The organism is Vibrio sp. 2033 (genome assembly GCF_033339735.1).
In genome coordinates, this window is the sequence record NZ_JAWOVC010000001.1 from 259,340 (window position 1) to 279,453 (window position 20,114).

Sequence of the window (20,114 nt, forward strand, 5' to 3'; positions counted from 1 at the left end):
AAAGATTCAGGGATGTAGGGATAAAGAATGAAAACAGCAAAGCTCGGTGCACTAATATTATTGTCTCAGTTTGCACTCGTGGGTTGCGTGACGGTGAAAGAAGATGGAAGCCCTGTCGTTAAAGCCGATCCTGTGGCAATGGCAGAATCACGTATCGCACTTGGCTTAGGTTATTTAGACGGCGGTAACATGATTCGCGCGCATGATAACTTACAACAAGCCTTAAACCACGCACCTCAATACTATCGCGCGCAATTATCTATGGCTCACTACTACGAAACGGTTGGTGAAGATATTAAAGCCGAACAGATGTATAAACGCTCTCTACACCAACACACTAAAAACGGAAATGTGCTCAATAACTACGGTACTTTTCTTTGCAAGCGAGGTGACTTCGAAAAAGCCGATCAGATGTTTAATCGAGCCATTGAGCAGCCTTATTACTACCTTATTCCAGCAAGCTATGAGAATGCAGCTTTTTGCGCGCTAAAATCACAAGATAAAGACAAAGCGAGATACTACTTTACTAGAGCTATCGATCATGATCCCCATAGACCAAAATCGATTTTGCAACTCGCCAAAATAGAGATTGATAGCGGTGATTATACTGAAGCTAGAATTCGATTAATGAGATTCAATCAAATGTATGGCGTGAAGAAGCCCTCTTTGCAACTCATGATTCAACTTGAACGTGCAGCAGGCAATGAAGCTCTCGAGAAAAAGTATCAAAAACAATTGGAGAATTTTTCTTAGTACAAAATAGCGATACAGATGGCGCATTAGCTCACAGCCAATATTGCGCTTGGCCAAGAATCCAGTGAATTCAGACTCACGGTGATACATTCATTCTGTACATAAACGTCAAATTCGGTACTATTTGAACGGAATAAGTGACCGAGTCACATTATAAAAAGTGCGCACACAACGAAATTTGTACATCATACTGTTTTTAAGATTGATTTCGGCACATTGATAAATACTAAATATTACTGACATGCACCAGAAGGAAGTTGAAGCCGGATGAAACCTGCCTGCACTCTGTTATTACTCACTTTGCTGAGTTCACCTTTTGTCGTCAGTGCACAAGATAATATTGAGAAAACATTCACGTTTGGCATTGTGTCGAATAAAGCCCAAAGCAAAATCAAAAAAGCGACGCCCCTTACCCAGTATGTAACTGAAAATATGGCTGAATATGGTTACGCAAAAGGGGCGGTAAAGGTATTTAAAAATTATCGTCAGCTCGCGGTTGCGCTTGAAAATGGCACCGTTCAAATTGCAACGGCGACCCCCTTTAATGCGATGACCTTAGAAAAGGAGTCTAATAGCCAAGTCCTCGCTATACGATGGAAAAAAGGCCTGCAAAAATATCATACGGTGTTCTTTACTAATAAAGAGAGTGGCATTGAGTCACTTTCTGACCTGCGCGGAAAAACGCTTGTTTTCGAAAAGCGCACGTCTACCAGCAGCTATTACCTACCTGCGATTACATTGCTGAACCACGGAGAAAAACTGCAATACCTTCCCTCTCCTGATGACAAACCGGCCAAAGACAGTATTGGTTATTTATTCCTTGATGAGCAACTCGCTCAGTCAAATGAAATCAACCTATCTGTATGGGTATATAAACAGAGAGTTGCAGCAGGAGCATTCAGTAACTTCAACTGGAACAATCCCAAAGATTTGCCAGAGAACATGAAAGACAAACTAGCGATTTTTTCTCGTTCTGTTGAAATACCCAGGGATTTGATTCTCGCTTCTCCAAGCATGAGCCTAGAGCAACAACGTAAAATCACGTCCATACTGCTTGATATGGATACAACTCACGAAGGCTCTCTCGCACTTAAAAAGTTTCAGAACACCAAAAAATTCAGCGCGCTTACTCCAGAAATGCGAGCCTCCTTAAGTACAGTGCGCAAGTCAGTTCACTTGTTACCGAAGGTGGATTGATGTTTCAAAAGCTCTCACTCGAAACCAAATACATTTGCTCGACAATGTTCGTTGTCTTGTTTGTTGTGGTGATAAATCTTGCGTTATACATGCACGGTTACGATGCGTATTCAAATAGCTTAACTCAACAAATCACGAACAACTCTCAAGAAAAAACAGAATCTTACGTTAAGCAAAAAGGGTTGGTTTATGCAGAGCTATTATCAAAACAGCTTTTTGATCCACTCTATACAGACAATATCAGTCAAGCGTATGAGCAAATTAAGGCAACATTGAGCCAGCCAGATGTCTCGAAAATACATGTTGTTGACAATGAAGGGCTAATCTTTCACGACGGCACTACTCAGCTAAGGATGTTTGCCCAACCTCATTACCGCTCTCCTTTTATTTTGAAAGCAATAGAAGAATCTAGAACTCTCGTTTCCTTTTCCAAGCATCAGTTGGAGATCGCAGCGCCGATTCAGCAATCAAACATTACTCTTGGGGCGGTGTATCTTGAGCTTAACTTGATACACCTACTGGAAGAGAAAGAACAGAACATTGAACAAGTCCAAGCGATTACCTCAAACGATAAACAGAAGATGTTTAACTTGCTGCTAACGATCAGTGGGATATCCGTTCTATTCGGTAGCATCATCGCTTATGCTTTGGGGCGGTCGTTAACTAAGCCACTCAAGCAACTAAAAGATCAATTTTCAGAGTCAAATACCCAAGCGCTGCCAGTCACCGACATACAAAGCAAAGATGAAGTGGGAGAACTTATTTCAGCGTACAACAAAATGTCAAACAAAGTGAACCGATACACCAGCCGAGTTGAGTTCATGGCATACCACGATATTCTGACTTCCCTGCCAAACCGAGAAAAGTTACTCATTGATATTCAAACGCAAATAACTGACCACAAATCCCCCTCACTCGCGGTTGTGTTTATTGACTTGGATGACTTTAAGCACATTAACGATAACTATGGACATAACATTGGGGATAAATTGCTAGGCCATCTTGCCTCAGAGCTTCAAGGCCGTTTGCCGAGTTATTTTAAGCCGCTTTACCGCCTTTCTACCATCGTAAGTCGAGTAGGTGCGGATGAATTTGTACTGGCCTTTCCGTGCTCGGACAATCATGAAGCTACAGAAAAAGCGCACGCTATTCATCGCCAACTACTCTCTCCCTTTAGTTTGGAAGAGAACGATATTCAAATTACGGCAAGCCTCGGAATTGCTGTGTATCCAGAATTTGGTTCAAACGCTGAGTCTCTTTTACAGCTTTCCTCTCTTGCGGCGCAGGAATCTAAAAGACGCGGTAAAGACATTATGACGATATACGATTCCACGTTTGATGAAACGATTAAACAACGTTTATACATAGAACGAGAACTGCGTCGTTCAGTACGTGACTTGTCTCAATTCGAGCTGTGGTATCAACCACAATTTGATCTAAAAACCTATCGCCTAATTGGGGTCGAAGCATTGGTTAGGTGGAATCATCCCGAGAAAGGCTATATCAGTCCAGAATCGTTTATCCCGATCGCAGAGCAAAGTGATTTAATATTGGAGCTTGGAGAACATATCATTGAGACGGCAGTTGCTCAGCGGGCAATGTGGGCAGAACATTTCGGTACTGATTTTCACATCGCATTAAACTTGTCCCCAAGACAAATCTATCGCCAAGATTTAAGTCAATTATTTTCTAAGTATTTACGACGACATGATGTCGCCCCTCAAACCATTCATGTTGAAGTGACAGAGTCACTTTTTATTGATGATACAGAGAAAGCTCAATATGTGCTTAAAAAACTACAAAGTATCGGAGTGGAAGTTTGGCTAGATGACTTTGGTACGGGGTATTCAGCCCTTGCCTACCTACAACATATGGCTTTTGACGGGCTCAAGATTGATCGTTCATTTATCGCTCAAATCCGAAAAAGCGATCAAGACGATTCATTAGTTCGCGCGATTGTATCCATGGCTCACAACCTAAGAATGAAAGTAGTAGCCGAAGGCGTAGAAACTCAAACTCAACTCACACGAATGGAGTCTCTCCACTGTGACGTCGTACAAGGTTTTTTCTTAGGTAGACCTGTACCTGCTGAGGAATTGATTGCATTTGAATACCAACGAGGGAGTGGCGCTCAAAGCGTCAATCACTTTGCTTAGAACGCCGTTTTGTTAACTATTGCCGCTTAGCGCGTTAGTACTCGTAATGCAATATCGGTCACACTTCCCCCACCTCATTAATATGAATTTTCTCTTAAAATCTAACATCTGAGATAAATAAACTACACTTTTCATATCAACTTCTTGGATATGGAAATGCGCGTGGTAGGAATCTTTTCTTGGAACAACCTGTCGGTAAAACAAAAGCTATTTGGGTTGGTTTTGCTGCCAATTTTATTGTTGCTTGTCCTCGCGGGTAAACATGTACAAAGCCTTTCTATCCAGGCTCAGGAACTACAAAAAGCACAGTTATTCTCTGTCTACATCGACCGCGTATCTTCGCTTTATCACCTACCGAATAACCCTGATGTAATAGATAAGCAACTAAAAACTCAGCAGATATCTCAATTGTTACGCGACACCGCTGCACCAGTATTCGGTGAAAACGCTGAGATACTAAACCAGTTGACAAGCTTTGAGGAAGCAACCCTCTCGATGCTCTCTTCGCAAAATCAAGAAGAAAAGTTAGATGCGGCAGAGTGGCGCGCTGATACGTTCAAAGAAATCCTCATGAGCTTAGACAAAGTCTATTTTAGAAATGTGAGTTATGAAACAAACACTCACCTTTCTTCTTTGATGCAACTTGAATGGTTGATGTTTTGGTCCACTGAAGAGCATAGATTAAGCGAATATTTGATTCGATCTTCAGAGGAAAATAACGAGTATGACCTCACAACACAGGCTTCTATCCAATCTTTAATCCAGAACCAACAACTATTTCTAGAGCGTTTTGTGACGCTAAATGCCAATCAACAACAAGTAGATCTGCTCATTGAGACGTTTACGGGTGAAGTCTTTATCAAAAGCCAAGAGTTTCGTGCTTATTTATTGCAACCAGCTCAACTCAAATCATTAACCCCGGATGAGATTGATGCGGGGTTATCTGCACTCAACAAACGCTTATCGTTATTACAAAGTGTTGACGACAAAATGGAACAACAGCTGAGTGATGATATATCAAAGACAATCAACACGACGACACAGCACCGCTTTACCTTTATCGCAATGATGAGCCTTTTAACGCTGTTGGTCGTAAGTTTAACACTAAGATTGGTGCGAAAAGTTACTGGAAACTTGAATCTAGTCCTCAAATTTCTCAGTAACGAAAGCAATGAACAAAGTAACACTGAAAATTCACCTCTTGCTCAACTAATAAAGGGTAAAGACGAGCTGAGTAAGTTTGCTCGAGAGGTAAAAAAGCTTAGTGATGAGCGGATGTTGTCCAGACTAAAGCTCACACAAGCTAAAGAAGATGCAGAACAAGCAAAAGATGATGCAATTAAGGCGAGTAAAGCCAAAAGTAGCTTTTTGGCCAACATGTCCCACGAGATCCGCACGCCGCTAAATGGCGTTATTGGCATCTCTGAAGTGTTATCCGATACTTCCCTGACTGCCACACAACGCGATTACGTCGACACGATTGAAACCTCCTCCCAACTGCTTTTGAGTTTAATTAATGACGTTCTAGACTTCTCAAAAATTGAATCTGGGATGTTGCTCATTAGCCCACATTCAACTTGTGTTCGAGAGTCTATCTATGACATTGCTTCTATCATTTCACCGAAAGCAAAGGAAAAAGGCATCGATGTGCAAGTCAACATTAGCCGTAACACGCCTTACCACGTAATGTTGGATGACCATCGTATACGCCAAGTTGTCATGAACTTCATGTCTAACGCGGTAAAATTTACCGAACAAGGCAGTGTAGAGCTATCGGTCATCACCCGCGAAATTAAAAATGGTGAAGCGGTCATCGAGTTTTCCGTTAAAGATTCTGGGATTGGTATTGATGCCCAGCAGCAAAAGAAAATATTTGCTCCATTTGCCCAAGAGGATAACTCTACTACCCGACAATTTGGGGGAACTGGACTTGGGCTTGCCATTAGCACGCAATTAGTTGAGCTAATGGGTGGAGAAATTCAACTTGAATCCGAGAAAGGTAAAGGCAGTCGCTTCTTCTTTGAACTAACTGCTCCTGTTGTGACGCAAGAGTTTAACGCTTATCACGCTCTGAATCACAACGATATATGGATTGTATGCAGCAGTACTCAACTAGAACAAAAACTGCGTAACGAGTTAAGTTTTTTCAACATCAATATAACGCAGTCAGTAGATACCTTAAGTGCGTTGCCAACGTGGATTGATAACGAGCGCGTTATCGTTATTCATGTAGAAGCATCACCAAATGCAGCGGCGATGCATATCGATGAGATAGAAAGCCTTTGTAAACGAAACATTCGTGTCTGCCTCATCAAGCACCTTCATAGCCCACAATTCGACTTTAGAAACAGTATCAGCGCCTTGGTCACTCAGCCACTACTAGGGCAGCGCTTAATTAAAGCACTTGAAAGTTGTGCGGCAAATTTCTCGCACGCACAACAAGAGAGCACTTCAGCGCAACATGTTAAATCTCTGCCGAAAATTTTGGTTGTTGATGACAATACGGTCAATCAAAAAATCGCGGGGCTACACGTCACAAAAGCTGGCTTCGACTTTGATGTCGCTGTAAACGGACAAGAAGCGGTTGAGAAATTTCAACAGAATCAATACAGCCTAATTTTAATGGACTGCATGATGCCCGTAATGGATGGATTTGAAGCCACCCAAATAATTCGTCAAATAGAAGTAAAAGAAAAACGCGCTTTCAGAATTCCGATTATTGCTCTAACGGCAAGTGTGGTCGATGACGATATACAAAAATGCTTTGACGTTGGAATGGATGACTATGTGCCCAAACCGTTTAAAGCAGGGTTGCTTAAAGAGAAGTTAGATAAGGCAATTGGGTTACGTGTTTCCAACACGACGCCTGCTGAACCACACCAAGAGAACACCACCCCCGATAAAACTCATGAACTACCTGCAAGTTCTGAGCAACCAGAAGCAACGGTAACGCCTATTCGCTCCGAACGCATCTTGCTTGTCGAAGATAATAGAGTGAACCAGAAAGTGGCTTCTCTATTGCTATCTAAAGCAGGCTATCAATTCGAAGTCGCAGAAAACGGACAAATTGCAGTCGAAATGTTCCAAAAAGATGGAAAGTTTGATGTTATTTTGATGGATTGCATGATGCCCATAATGGATGGGTTTGAAGCTTCTAGGCAAATTAGAGCTTATGAAGCGAGTAAAGGATTAGCTAAGACGCCCATTATCGCATTAACAGCAAGCGTCGTTGATGATGATATTCAACGCTGCTTTGATTCAGGAATGGATGCCTACGTACCAAAGCCTGTGCGCAAAGAAAAACTGTTGTATCAAATTGAACAAGCAATGTAGGTGGATTCTATGAGTAGAAATCATTCTCGCGTTGCTTTTCCTTTGCGTTACATAAAACGCTATCTGTTCATTCTGATTGCCCTTCTTTCATTAAATTGCCAAGCTCTCGCTGCAGAGAGCTACGCCGTTTTCTCATTTAATGACGAATTCTCTCCGCTCACTGTCAATAAAGCGCGAAAGTTGTACAGAGGGAAGACGCAACTTTTACAAGGCCAGCGAATTGAACTCTCTGACTGGCCTGCGACATCAGCAGAAAGAGCTGAGTTCTATCGTTATCTTCTCAACAAAAATTTAGCGCAAATGAACGCGCATTGGGCAAGCTTGTCTTTTTCAGGTAAAGCTAGACCGCCAAAAGTGATTGCACGCTCCAGCATTGATGACCTCATAGCATGGATGCAAGAGAAGCCGAATAGAATTGGTTATGCCCCAACATCGAGCGTCCCTAGTAATGCTCATGTTTTATGTGTGGTTAGCTCGGAGAATTGATATGAAAAAATATTTAACCATGTTATCGCTGAGTATCGCGACCTTTCCGAGCTCAGCCACGATTGAGCTAACAGAACAACTTTCTTTAAGTGGTTTTGGCTCTACGTCGTGGGCAAAATCCGATAACCCAACTACGGTACTAGTTAACCGCTTTATTCGCGATGAATCTTGTTTCGATTGCGATACCACTTTCGGCATGCAGCTCGATTATTTTCACAAGGCATTTCGGGCATCCGCACAAGTCGTAAAGCGCCCGCAAGACCATTGGAGCTCGCCTCAGCTCGAGTGGGCGTATTTGGCTTATACCTATAAAGACATAGAAATACGAGGAGGACGCTTAAGACTGCCACTGTTTTTGATGTCTGAGTACAACTATGTCGGCCACGCTTTTACCCAAGCCCGCCCACCGAATGAAGTATATGACAGCATTCTAGGTATCACGGCTTATAACGGCCTATCTGCACGCTGGATTCATGACCTCAATGAGCAAGTCGTACTTACCGCCATGCCGTTTGTCGGGTTTAAAGACAATAGTGACGTAACCATCAATGAACGTACTGAATTGGAAATTGAGTCAAACAACACTGCAGGGATGAACTTAACGCTAAGCGGAGAGAGTTATCGTTGGAATTTTTCCTACCTCCACGGCGATTATGATCAAACAACGACGCTCTCTAACATTGAGCAATCCACTCCCGGTGGCGGAACCACAATCATTGACCGTCTAGTTGAAACAGAAAAAAACAACACGATCGATCTGTTTTCTCTAGGGTTAAGATACGAGCTCGATAACATTGTGATTATGGCAGAAGGACAGACCAGCAATCTTTCCTCATCTTGGTACGCGACAACAAGTTATAATGTAAACAAGCTGACTCCTTATATTGTTTACGGTCAGCAGTTTAATAATCGGGATAAAAAAAGTGGAGACAGTTTCTTACTCGGGTTGAGATACGACCTAGATTACAACGTTTCCCTGAACGCAGAATGGCAAAGGTTCAACGCCTACAATAATAGCTCTGGCGCGTTTTCATCAGCCCCAAAGGATGACAGTGCGAGCCTTTATACGCTAATGCTCAACTTCGTTTTTTAATGTTTCTTACAGTACCAATTTCCACAACACTGGGGGCTGTTGTATTAAGAAGGCTTTTTGCAACACGTAACTAAACGCTAAACGACTGGAAGGGATAGAATCGATCAGATAGGTAAGTGGCAATCCAAACAGAGACAAAGGTTACTCTATTTCGGTTTGTTTTGATTGCCTTTTAACCGCTTTTCTTTGCGTCGCAGTGCCCGGAAAAACTTTGACTCTTCGTGGTACCAACCAAGGACACTAATTGGGAAGCCCACGAGCATCATAATAAAAACATCCGCAGGGAGTTGTTCCCAAATGTCGCTTAAAGAATGCAGCTCTCCAAAAATGAACAAACCGATGACTTTACCAAGCAGTAATGCACAACAAATCATAAAGAAGGACTTTAATATATAGTGCCATTTGCCTTTTTTACGCTCTTCTCTCCAATAGGCATATTTATATTGTCGGTCGTACATTCATCCCCCTAAAGTAAACTTGCCGTAAGTTTAAGTATCTCGATAGCGTAAAGTGCGTTGGCACCTCTTTAATCATAGTGCGTATCTAAAGTGAATGCTTGTCGTGGCAATAAGAAGGAGAGGTATTCTGTAGTAAGAGCTACAAAATCTCTGAACGTTATATGTCTTGTGTAATTCGGATGATGCCTGATTTTGCTTATCGCTAGTGTTTTCTGAACACCCAAATCGGGCCGATGAGTAGAAACTGTAAATCCTCAAAAAACGACGGTTTTTTACCTTCAATCTTGTGACCGATAAATTGCAATATCCACAATACGCCAAACAAGAGCATAGAAATATGCAGAACGGGCAACATCAATACCTCTAGCGACCAAATAAGGCCAATGCACGCTAATGTGTAGCCGATCATCATCATGAATACACTCAGAGACAAACGAAAATAGAAAACCCAAGTGGGGATCACCGCTACCCAAACCCAATTAAGTTCGAAGCCTAATAATGAAATCTGGGGAATCGACCAAATAAGTCCAACCACAGAAAGGTAAATACCTGGAACTGCGATTGTGTGAATCTTTTGGTTGATAGGGTTTTGGTGACTCTCCCCGTATTCTTTTAGCCATTCAGATAATGCTCGCATATCATTCCCCTTTTCCACCTTCTTATTCTTATATAGCCCGAGGATGAAAAAGGTGCGAATTTTTCCGTAAAGGCTACGAGCAACGAGCGACAAAACAACAGAGGCCAGTGCGTTGCCGATTACTCACCAAGCAACGCTCGTTGTGCTTTCGGCAGCTTGGCAACGACAAGAGCATAAGAGCGTTCACACAAGTCTTGAATCAACCCATCCTCGACATCACCGTTAAAATAAACCGTTATCCAATGACGCTTATTTAAGTGATAACCTGGGATAATGTCCGTAAACTGCGACGTTAAGACTTCTCCATCTTCTGGTTTTACTTTTACGCTGACATACTCCCGACCGTTTCTCTCTGCAATGATGGCAAACATCTTGCCTTTGATTTTGTAAACAAGCGCTTCAGGCCCAAATGGGAAATCGCTTTCTGCACACATGAAGGTACTTAAGTATTGTTCTAGTTCTTTGCTTTTCATATCCCCTACCTCCTTCTGCGTTCTCACTCAAATTGTGGCAATAGCAATTTTAACGCCTGGTTAACCTGCTCTTTTTCATTGCCTTCTAAACCATGCAATAACGATTGCTGAACGTCTACATGCTCCAAAATTAGCTTGTCAATTAAGGTTAAGCCTTGCTCTGTTAGTTCAACGGTGACGCTACGTCGGTCTTCTTTACTATGGGTTCTGGTAATAAACCCTTTCTTCTCAAGTTTATCTAAGCGATTAGTCATCGCACCCGAAGTGAGCATCATCGACTCTATTAACGCTGAGGGAGTAAGACAATATGGTGAACCAGCTCGACGCAGTGTCGCTAACACATCAAATTCACCCATTTTCAGGTCGTACTTCTTATGTAGCTCGGCGACCCTAGATTCCATGTGTTTTGCAATTCGCATTAGTCGACCCATTATTGCCATCGGTTCAGTGTCGAGGTCTGGCTTCTCCCTAGCCCACTGCTCTACCACTCTATCAATTGCATCCATTATTTCTCTCCAAACATCATATATTTTTTATTTTAACATAAAGATACTTTACAAAAAGCCACCTTGCCGATATCGTTACATTTAATTATCTCTACATAAAGATATTTAACATGAACATTTTACTTGCGATGATTCCTGCCTTTTTTTGGGGGACGACTTACGCTGTTACTCAGTTTACTCTACCGGACTGGCCTCCCGTTTTACTTGGCGCTCTAAGGGCACTGCCTGCGGGTCTTTTGTTGCTGGCAATAAAGCCCTCGTTTCCAAAAAGAAGTGAGTGGAAGGTGCTGCTTGTTTTAGGAACCATCAACATCGCTTGCTTCTTTGGTCTCATTTTTGTCATGGCGCTGACGCTTCCTTCTGCCATCTCTGGTGTTGGTATGGTTTCGGTCCCCGTTTTTGCAATGCTGTTTGGTTGGGCGGTCTACAAACGTCAGCCTAGTGGCATTCAAGCAATAAGCGGCGCAACTTTGATTGCTTTAGCTTGGTTCTTATTTGATCCTAGCTCTATTTCTCTCGAACCCGTGGGCTTACTTGCGATGATCTCCGCCATTATGTGCATCGTGATAGGAAGTAGCGTAACAAAGTCACTAGGTACAAAAATGCACTGGTGGACAGTGCTAACATGGCAGCTCATTTTGGGTGGCGTGATTATGTCTATCGCAACAAGTGTGCTGGCGATAAACAATCCAGAGCCATATGTTACGGTCGTTCAGGACGTATCCATGACGAATATTCTAGGGTTACTGTGGGTAATTATTCTGAACACCGCATTAGGGTATGGCATGTATGTATGGTTATTGCAGCGGATGTCGGTCGTAGATTTTACCTTTGGTGGTATTGCAAACCCAGTCGCAGGCATTGTTTCGGGCCTACTGCTATTGGGGGAAACGTTCACTCCTCTGCAATACAGCTTAATGCTAGGAATGATCGTAATGTCATTACTACCTCAGCTCATTACGTCGATCAAAGCGAAAAGAGCCGCACTCTCCTCCTAAGTAACGTTAATTCCTAACACTCTAGAAGTAATGAGAGTGTTAGGAATCCTCAAGTGTGACCCCATCAGCAGAAATCAGCGCTAACCTAGGCAACTGACACCTTTAAAACGGTACGTTTTGACGTTATGGCTGTTAAGCGCTTGCAAGGTTAGTCAGGGGCTCTGGTTTAGCGTAAACATAACCTTGAATAAGGTAAATCGCATGCTGAGCCAGGTATTCGACTTGAGCCTGGCTCTCTACACCTTCTGCAATCATCTCACATTCCGCTTTGTTCGCTGCAGACACAATTGAGTCCAGCACTTTCAACTTTTGGTCGTCAGATCCTATTGGATCAATGAACATCTTATCCACTTTTACACACCGGATGCCCAAATCTTGTAGGTAAGAAAAGCCACCATATCCGGTACCAAAATCGTCAATTTTGAACTTGTAGCCTTTATTCGTTAAATACAAAATCTCTTTTTTCGCGGCCTCAGTGTCTTTTACTGGTATTCTCTCGGTCAATTCAAAATGAATTCTATTCGAGATTGGCCAATTTAACTCCGACAGCAACTTCGTTAATACACCTGACTCTAAATGGGAGGAAACAATATTGATACTGACCCACGTATGCTCGGGTAAGTCACTTAAGTCTTGTATGATTTTACGAATAAGCTGATTCGTCATCGGAATAATCAGGCCACTTTCTTCTGCAGCACCAATAAACATATTTGGTGGCACCATTCCATCACGTCGCGACCATCGAATCAGAGCTTCATATCCTACTGTCTTACCATCGCGACTATCGACAATCGCCTGGTAGTAAGGAATAAATTCTGCATTACTAATCCCATTTTCAATTAGACCTGTAATGGATTTTCTCAAGCTTTTACCAGATATGTATGCAAAGGCAGTCACAAGACCTGCAAGCACACTTACAAGACCGCCCCACAAAAGTACTCTTTCCTGAGCATAATTTTTAAGTTTTTCACCGCTGTATATCTTGATGAGCATGTTGGCTTGAGACTCTCCTGAAAAGAAAAACTCTTTTGAGAGTGCGTTTTCTTCTCCTGCAATATTCGCTTTGCCACGGCTTATCGTTAAATCACCAAATATTGGTTCATCATACTTAAACTCTACAAATAGGCAGTCTTTGCAAGGCGTTTTTATTACCTCGTTAACCCAACTGTTATCAAGTACCCAGAAGACTTCAACGTGTTCATTATCATAAATGACCATCCACTCTATTTGGTCATTCTGTTGCGGCAAAATAAGTGATGCGAAAAAGTTTTCATCCATCTGAAATCGTTCACTACTAGATGGGCGAGACACTTCACTACCAACCGTGGAACACGTTTTTCCGCCTTCTGTGGTCATCGCAATAAAACGAATGTAACGGTTATAAAAACGTGGGTCGCGTAAAGTTCTTACATCACTATCACTACAAGTAAAATCTAACTGAGCAATCTGCTTCACTATTGCTCCGTCCAAATAGGCAGACCTTTGATTTAAATAATCTACGTAAGCATCTATTTTCGACGCTTTTACCGAGTTGACGTAAAAGTTGGTTATCGAATGAAAGGCCACTACAAATATGGCGATGGGAACTAAGCCGAGTAAAATGGCATACTTTGTATTCTTTGTTATCAAAGTTCGTCCTGCTAATCTGTCAAGCAACCTAAGTGGGATATGAATACTATCTCATTTCTATAGTCCAAAAAGTGAGGAATGACGCTCAATAAAATTATAGACTCAAGTGGCTTTCAGATGTCGGGATTTAGAATGTGAGCACCAAACCACATTCGAGGAGAACAAAGTAGCGACTAAGTGGAAAGTAAGAACGAGCCCAACTGTTAAGTCATCCGTAATAAGAGTGACAACTTGGAGCTTGAGCAATACTTTTTAGATAGGCAGCAGATACGTTAAAAAAATAAAAAGGAAACGATTGATGCCAACCGCTTCCTTGATTTGTTATTGCTATTTAAAAGTGCGTGAATTACGCCACTTCAAGAATCACTTTTTCCAACTTATCTAGGCCTTCATTTAGCACGTCAGATTCGATGGTCAATGGAGGTAACAGACGAATCACGTTCGCTTTTACTCCACAAGAAAGCAGGATAAGACCATTTTCTTGCGCTTTAGAAATCACCGCTTTGGTCATCTCTTGCAGTGGTTTGCCTGATTCTGGGTCAGTAAACTCAATCGCCATCATTGCACCCGTGGTACGGATTTCACCGATAGCAGGCACTGATTGTTGCAGTTTCGTCATACGAACATTGACCACTTCACCGATGCCCATTGCTTTAGCACACAAGTCTTCTTCTTCGATGATTTTCAGCACTTCAAGACCTGCAACACAACCAAGTGGCGAGCCCGCATAAGTGCCACCTAAACCACCGGGTAGTGCAGAGTCCATCACATCCGCTTTCCCAACTACCGCTGAGATTGGGAAACCACCAGCAATGCCTTTCGCCATTGTCATTAGGTCAGGTTCAATGCCTAGATACTCTGTTGCAAACATTTTACCGGTACGAGCAAACCCTGTTTGGATTTCATCGGCAATCAGCATGATACCGTGCTTATCACACAGCTGACGCAAGCCTTGTGCAAACGCTTCAGGTGCTTTGTAGAAGCCGCCCTCGCCTTGCACTGGCTCGAAGATAATCGCCGCAACGCGTGAAGGTTCAATATCGCAAGCAAATAGATCGTCGATCGCTTGTAAGCTTTGCTCAACGCTGATGCCGTGGAACGCATTTGGGTACGGCGCGTGGTAGATTTCGTTCGGGAAAGGACCAAAGCCCGCTTTGTACGGCGCAACTTTACCAGTTAACCCCATCGTCATATTTGTGCGACCGTGAAAGCCGCCTTTAAACGCTATCACGCCGCTACGGCCTGTATGAGCGCGTGCCACTTTTACGGCATTTTCGACCGCCTCGGCGCCAGTGGTTAGAAAGATCGCTTTCTTCTTAGTCTCACCTGGTGCAAGTTCTGTCAGCTTTTCAGCCAGCTCTACGAATGACGCGTATGGCGTAACCATCGCACACGTGTGCGAGAAGTTGTCCAACTGAGCTTTTACCGCTTCACTGATACGTTTGTGAGAATGCCCGGTGTTAGTCACCGCGATACCCGCTGCAAAGTCGATGTATTTGTTGCCTTCGATATCCCATACGTAAGCGTTTTCTGCTTTCTCGACGTAAAGTGGGTACAGTGCGCCCATGCCTTGAGCGATAACTTGGCTTCTTCTTTCGTGTAGTTGTTGGTTTGTCATTGTTTTGTCCTTAATTAGTTGCCGCCAAAGCAGAGATATTTCACGTCCATGTATTCATCGATACCTTGTTTTGCTCCTTCACGTCCGATACCGGACTGCTTAACACCACCGAAAGGAGCCACTTCAGTAGAGATCATACCTTCGTTAATGCCGACCATGCCGTATTCGAGCGCTTCTGCGATTTTCCAAACACGGTGAATGTTTTGGCTGTAGAAGTACGACGCGAGACCGTAGATGGTGTCGTTCGCCATTTCGACTAGCTGTTCGTCGCTGTCAAAACGAATCACTGGCGCGACAGGGCCAAAGATTTCCTCGGAAACAATCTTCATGTCGTGAGTAACGTCTTTGAGAACCACTGGCTGCATAAATAGACCATCGAGCTTTTTAAGCTCTGAAACCGGCTTCGCGCCTTGCTCGATAGCACCATCAATAAGCGTCTGAATGCCTTGCTTCGCTGACTCGCTGATCACTGGACCAATGTTGACCCCCTCTTCCAATCCGTTACCAACTTTGAGCTGCTGAACCGCAGCGTCAAACTTAGCAACGAATTCGTCATACACTTTGCTGTGTACATAGAAACGGTTCGCACAAACACACGTTTGACCTGCGTTACGGAATTTCGACGCCATCGCGCCTGCCACAGCTGCATCAATATCCGCATCATCGAATACGATAAATGGCGCGTTGCCACCGAGCTCCATTGAGGTACGTTTGATGTCCGCCGCGCTTTGCTGCATCAGCACACTACCAACTTGGGTAGAGCCAGTGAAAGACAACTTACGAATCAACGGATGCGAAGTGAAAATAGCGCCTACCTGACGTGAATTTTCACCCAGAACCACTTGCAGCACATCGCGAGGGATACCCGCTTGATAGGCAAGCTCTGCGACCGCAAACGCAGACAGCGGCGTAGATTCAGATGGTTTTACGACAAAGCTACAACCGGCCGCTAAAGCTGGCCCTGCTTTGCGCGTGATCATCGCAATTGGGAAGTTCCACGGTGTAATCGCACAGGCGACACCAATTGGCTGTTTGATGGTCACCAAACGCTTGTCCGCACTTGGGGCAGGAATCGTCTCACCGTAGGTACGTTTCGCTTCTTCAGCAAACCATTCGATAAAGCTCGCGCCGTAAAGCACTTCACCTTGAGCTTCAGCCAGCGGCTTACCTTGCTCTAACGTCATTAAGCGGCCAAGGTCGGCTTTGTTTTCTAACAGGAGTTGGAACCAACGATTGAGCATGCCAGCACGCATTTTTGCTGGCAGTGCCGCCCATTCTTTCTGCGCCACACTGGCGCGTTCAATGCCATTTAAAATGTCGTTTTCGGTTGAGACTGGTGCGTACCCGAGGAGTTCTCCGGTCGCCGGATTAGTCACTGCAATGCCCTGTTGTGGGTTCGCTACCATAAACGAAACAAGGGTTTGGTTTTGTATCTGTTGCATGGTCATTCCTTTTGACAACTCATCATCGCCGCTAAGCTAGCGGCGAGTTTATGTTTAAGCAGGGATCTGCTGCGTAATGCAGTGAATGTTCCCTCCGCCAAGTAAAACCTCTCTCGACGGTATCGCGATGATTTGGTACTCCGGCATCGCGTTTTGCAAAATATCGATCGCCATAGCGTCGGTCTCTTCGTCCAGCATCGGCAAGAACACATGCTCGTTGACGATAAGAAAGTTCGCATAAGAGGCACTTAGGCGTTCGCCAGCTTGTCGACTCATTCCTGAACTGGCGTCAATGCCATTGGCTTCGCGCTCGCTGTAATGCAACGGACCCGGTAATGGCAAACGGACAATTTCAATCTCGCGCCCTCTCGCATCGTGCTGAGATTTCAGTACTTGTTCCGCTTGACGAGACAACGCGTATTGCGGATCGCTTGGGTCGTCGGTCCAACTTAGTACCACTTTACCCGGTGCGATAACGTGCATCAGGTTGTCGATATGGCCGTCTGTTTCGTCATTGAATAAACCATTTGGCAACCAAATGACTTTTTCGATACCGAGATACGCCTTTAACTGCTCTTCGATTTGCGCTTTACTCAATTGCGGATTTCGCCCCGGACTGAGTAAGCACTCTTCTGTGGTGTAAAGCGTACCTTCACCATCGGTGTGAATCGCCCCACCTTCAAGTACAAACGGTGCGCGGTAATAATCTATACCGATGATGTCGCACACCGAGCCAGCGACAAGATCGTCCTGTTGCCAGTTATCGTAAAGCCCGTTGTATTCGCCGCCCCACGCGTTAAATTGCCAACTAATCCCACGGCGCTCGCCCGCTTGGTTAACAAGCACGGTCGGCCCGATGTCTCGCATCCACGCATCGTTAAATGGGATTTCCACCAAACGTACATCTGAGTGAAGCATTTGACGCGCTCGGTCAAAGTTGTGCGAGCACACCGCCACACACACTTTGGTCACTTCCGCGATTAAGTTCGCGATTCTGGCAAAGGTTTCTTGCGCGGGTAATGCGTCATCACGCCAATTGTCTTTCCTTTCTGGCCACGCTAGCCAAACTTCACTAACCGGCTGAAACTCAGCCGGAAAATAGAAGCCATCTTGCGCTGGTGTTGTCGATAACTTCATACTAACGCCTCTTTAAACAGCTAACTTGCCAACGCTGGTGTAAAGGTCTGGACGACGGTCGCGGAACAAGCCCCACGCATAACGCGCTTTCGCTATCGCAGCGAGATCGATTTCTGCGTAAATGATGGTTTCACCTTCACGTGGTGCTTCGGCAATTTTTGCACCAGTGTGGTCAGTGATAAAAGAAGAGCCGTAGAACGTGGTCTCGATACCATCATCGACCTCAGTACCAACTCGGTTTGACGCAATCACTGGAACGAGGTTTGCTGCCGAGTGACCTTGCATTGTACGTTGCCAGTGATCACGCGAGTCCAGTGTTGGATCTTGAGGCTCAGAACCGATTGCAGTTGGATAGAAAATCGCTTCCGCGCCGTGCAGAGCCAAGCTGCGCGCAAGCTCTGGAAACCATTGATCCCAGCAAATGCCAGCACCGAACTTACCGAACTTGGTTTGCCACACTTTGAAACCGGTATCGCCAGGGCTAAAGTAGTACTTTTCACTGTAGCCCGGACCGTCAGGAATGTGTGACTTGCGGTAGTTATCTAGTACCATGCCATCGGCATCTATCATCACTAGCGAGTTAAAAAACGTGTTGCCCGCTTTTTCAAAGTAGCTAACAGGAATAACCACGCCGAGTTCTTTCGCCAGTGCGCTCATTTCCTGAATAAGGTGGCTATTTGCAGTCTCTTCTGCAAGCTCGAAATACTTCGCTTCTTGTTTTTTGCAGAAGTAAGGCGCGGCGAACAGCTCTTGAGGAAGAATCACGTTCGCACCGTTTTGTGCTGCTTCACGAATCGCCTTTTTGGCTTTAGCTAGATTTTCTTCCAGATCCCAGCTTTTCGTCAGTTGAAGGGCTGCAAATTTCACTACTTTGCTCATTGGATATTCCTTATCTCTTAAATCGCCAGTTTGTCACGTAGGTTGTAGTAAGCCGCGCCCATTGCCGTAAACGGAATTTGGAAGTGGCGGCCCCCCGGGAAGGAGTAATGTTTCAGTGCAGCAAACGCGTCAAAGCGTTCTGCGTGTCCAGTCAAGGTTTCAGCCAACAACTTACCTGCTAGGTGAGTACACGTGACACCGTGACCGCTGTAGCCTTGTAGGTAGTAAATGTTGTCTGCAAACGAGCCAAATTGTGGCATGCGTGAGTAAGTCAGCAAGAAGTTACCCGTCCAGGTGTAATCAATCTTGATGCCTTTCAATTGTGGGAAGACTTTCTCCATCTTCGGACGGATCAGTGCTTCGATGTTTTCTGGGTCACGTGCACCGTAAACCACGCCACCTCCGAACAACAAACGCTTGTCGGCGGTTAAGCGAAAGTAGTCAAGCAAGTAGTTACAGTCTTCAACGCAGTAGTCACTGGTTAGCACTTGTTTTAACTGCTCATCACTCAAAGGCTGAGTCGCCACCACTTGTGTGCCACACGGAATCGCTTTGTTGCTGATGTTTGGTGCCAAACCACCAAGGTAGGCGTTACCCGCCAATACCACGTACTTGCTTTTCACGCTGCCTTGCGCTGTTTTCACTACTGGGTTAACGCCTTTGTCAATCGACACGACCGCCGACTGCTCAAAGATTTGACCGCCTAGAGACGTAAACGCAGCAGCTTCACCCAATGCCAGTTTAAGCGGGTGAATGTGACCACCGCGCATATCCAGTAAGCCGCCAGTGTATACTTTAGTGCCTACCGCTTGTTCTACCTCTCCTGCGTCAAGCAGAGTCAGTTGGTCGTTGCCGTAACGCTCCCAGTTCTTCTTATGTTCTTCTAGCCCTTTGAGTTGTTTACTGTTCAGTGCCGTGAACAAGCCGCCTTGCTTGTAATCACAGTTGATGTCGTATTTGTCAATCAGGCCACGGATGATATCGCCGCCTTCAAAAATCATATCGCACAGAGCTTTGGCTTGGTTTTGGTCGTAACGGCTTTCAATCACGTCAACATCTCGGCTGTAGCTGTTAACGATTTGGCCACCGTTACGACCAGTTGCTCCAAAGCCCACTTTTGCGCTTTCTAGCACAACGACTTTAAAACCTTTTTCTGCAAGGTGTAGTGCAGAAGAAAGACCAGAAAATCCCGCACCGACTACACACACATCGCACTCGATGTCGTTTTGCAACTGTGGGTATTCCGGCATGTTTGGCACAGAGTGCGCGTAGAACGAATCCGTATGCTTGTTCATAGAACTATTCCTTTATTTGTCGTA

Annotated in this window: 17 protein-coding genes; 7 read left to right on the plus strand and 10 right to left on the minus strand. The window is 44.5% G+C overall.

The window, feature by feature from the left end; all coding sequences use genetic code 11:
* The first annotated feature begins 27 nt into the window (after positions 1-27).
* The 6 genes from pilW to R7P74_RS01120 all read left to right on the plus strand — a co-directional run bounded on the left by pilW (position 28) and on the right by R7P74_RS01120 (position 9,018).
* Entirely contained in the window at positions 28-753 is a 726-nt protein-coding gene (gene pilW / locus R7P74_RS01095; protein WP_318122549.1) for a type IV pilus biogenesis/stability protein PilW, read from the plus strand.
* A 267-nt stretch (positions 754-1,020) separates the two neighbouring features.
* Positions 1,021-1,950, plus strand: a complete 930-nt coding sequence (locus tag R7P74_RS01100; protein ID WP_171344727.1) for a phosphate/phosphite/phosphonate ABC transporter substrate-binding protein — start codon at positions 1,021-1,023, stop codon at positions 1,948-1,950.
* Positions 1,950-4,106: an EAL domain-containing protein gene (locus R7P74_RS01105; protein ID WP_318122550.1), complete on the plus strand. Its 2,157-nt coding sequence runs from the start codon at positions 1,950-1,952 to the stop codon at positions 4,104-4,106. The genes R7P74_RS01100 and R7P74_RS01105 overlap by 1 nt, the downstream gene beginning before the upstream one ends.
* A gap of 156 nt (positions 4,107-4,262) precedes the next feature.
* Positions 4,263-7,439: a response regulator gene (locus R7P74_RS01110; RefSeq protein ID WP_080276910.1), complete on the plus strand. Its 3,177-nt coding sequence runs from the start codon at positions 4,263-4,265 to the stop codon at positions 7,437-7,439.
* A 9-nt stretch (positions 7,440-7,448) separates the two neighbouring features.
* Positions 7,449-7,925, plus strand: a complete 477-nt coding sequence (locus R7P74_RS01115; RefSeq protein ID WP_138939931.1) for a hypothetical protein — start codon at positions 7,449-7,451, stop codon at positions 7,923-7,925.
* 1 nt (position 7,926) lies between these two features.
* Complete coding sequence (locus R7P74_RS01120) at positions 7,927-9,018, plus strand: sulfate ABC transporter permease (protein ID WP_318122551.1); 1,092 nt, start codon at positions 7,927-7,929, stop codon at positions 9,016-9,018.
* Between the two features lie 146 nt (positions 9,019-9,164).
* Here R7P74_RS01120 and R7P74_RS01125 read toward each other — a convergent pair whose 3' ends face one another.
* From R7P74_RS01125 to R7P74_RS01140, 4 genes are all read right to left on the minus strand, one after another.
* On the minus strand, positions 9,165-9,476 hold the full coding sequence (locus R7P74_RS01125; RefSeq protein WP_005377799.1) for a hypothetical protein: 312 nt from the start codon (positions 9,474-9,476) through the stop codon (positions 9,165-9,167).
* Positions 9,477-9,678: 202 nt separating this feature from the next.
* Positions 9,679-10,113: an Mpo1 family 2-hydroxy fatty acid dioxygenase gene (locus R7P74_RS01130; protein WP_005377800.1), complete on the minus strand. Its 435-nt coding sequence runs from the start codon at positions 10,111-10,113 to the stop codon at positions 9,679-9,681.
* A gap of 119 nt (positions 10,114-10,232) precedes the next feature.
* Positions 10,233-10,586, minus strand: a complete 354-nt coding sequence (locus R7P74_RS01135) for an MmcQ/YjbR family DNA-binding protein (protein ID WP_017633985.1) — start codon at positions 10,584-10,586, stop codon at positions 10,233-10,235.
* A gap of 23 nt (positions 10,587-10,609) precedes the next feature.
* Positions 10,610-11,092 carry a MarR family winged helix-turn-helix transcriptional regulator gene (locus R7P74_RS01140; RefSeq protein WP_017633984.1) on the minus strand — a complete coding sequence of 161 codons (483 nt, stop codon included), beginning with the start codon at positions 11,090-11,092 and terminating at the stop codon, positions 10,610-10,612.
* A gap of 110 nt (positions 11,093-11,202) precedes the next feature.
* On the opposite strand from R7P74_RS01140, the gene R7P74_RS01145 reads away from it, so the two are divergent.
* Positions 11,203-12,090 carry a DMT family transporter gene (locus R7P74_RS01145; RefSeq protein WP_042522534.1) on the plus strand — a complete coding sequence of 296 codons (888 nt, stop codon included), beginning with the start codon at positions 11,203-11,205 and terminating at the stop codon, positions 12,088-12,090.
* A gap of 132 nt (positions 12,091-12,222) precedes the next feature.
* Here R7P74_RS01145 and R7P74_RS01150 read toward each other — a convergent pair whose 3' ends face one another.
* From R7P74_RS01150 to R7P74_RS01175, 6 genes are all read right to left on the minus strand, one after another.
* Positions 12,223-13,545 (minus strand): EAL domain-containing protein, encoded by a 1,323-nt coding sequence (locus R7P74_RS01150; protein ID WP_170897117.1) that lies wholly within the window; start codon positions 13,543-13,545, stop codon positions 12,223-12,225.
* A gap of 520 nt (positions 13,546-14,065) precedes the next feature.
* Positions 14,066-15,337 (minus strand): 4-aminobutyrate--2-oxoglutarate transaminase, encoded by a 1,272-nt coding sequence (gabT, locus tag R7P74_RS01155; RefSeq protein ID WP_054574099.1) that lies wholly within the window; start codon positions 15,335-15,337, stop codon positions 14,066-14,068.
* A 14-nt stretch (positions 15,338-15,351) separates the two neighbouring features.
* Positions 15,352-16,779 carry an NAD-dependent succinate-semialdehyde dehydrogenase gene (locus tag R7P74_RS01160; protein WP_053306912.1) on the minus strand — a complete coding sequence of 476 codons (1,428 nt, stop codon included), beginning with the start codon at positions 16,777-16,779 and terminating at the stop codon, positions 15,352-15,354.
* A 54-nt stretch (positions 16,780-16,833) separates the two neighbouring features.
* On the minus strand, positions 16,834-17,916 hold the full coding sequence (gene aguA / locus R7P74_RS01165) for an agmatine deiminase (protein ID WP_042522530.1): 1,083 nt from the start codon (positions 17,914-17,916) through the stop codon (positions 16,834-16,836).
* Between the two features lie 12 nt (positions 17,917-17,928).
* The gene (gene aguB / locus R7P74_RS01170; protein WP_318122555.1) at positions 17,929-18,795 is read right to left on the minus strand and encodes an N-carbamoylputrescine amidase; all 867 of its coding nucleotides are present in this window, start codon (positions 18,793-18,795) and stop codon (positions 17,929-17,931) included.
* Between the two features lie 17 nt (positions 18,796-18,812).
* Positions 18,813-20,090 (minus strand): NAD(P)/FAD-dependent oxidoreductase, encoded by a 1,278-nt coding sequence (locus R7P74_RS01175; protein WP_318122558.1) that lies wholly within the window; start codon positions 20,088-20,090, stop codon positions 18,813-18,815.
* Positions 20,091-20,114: the final 24 nt, after the last annotated feature.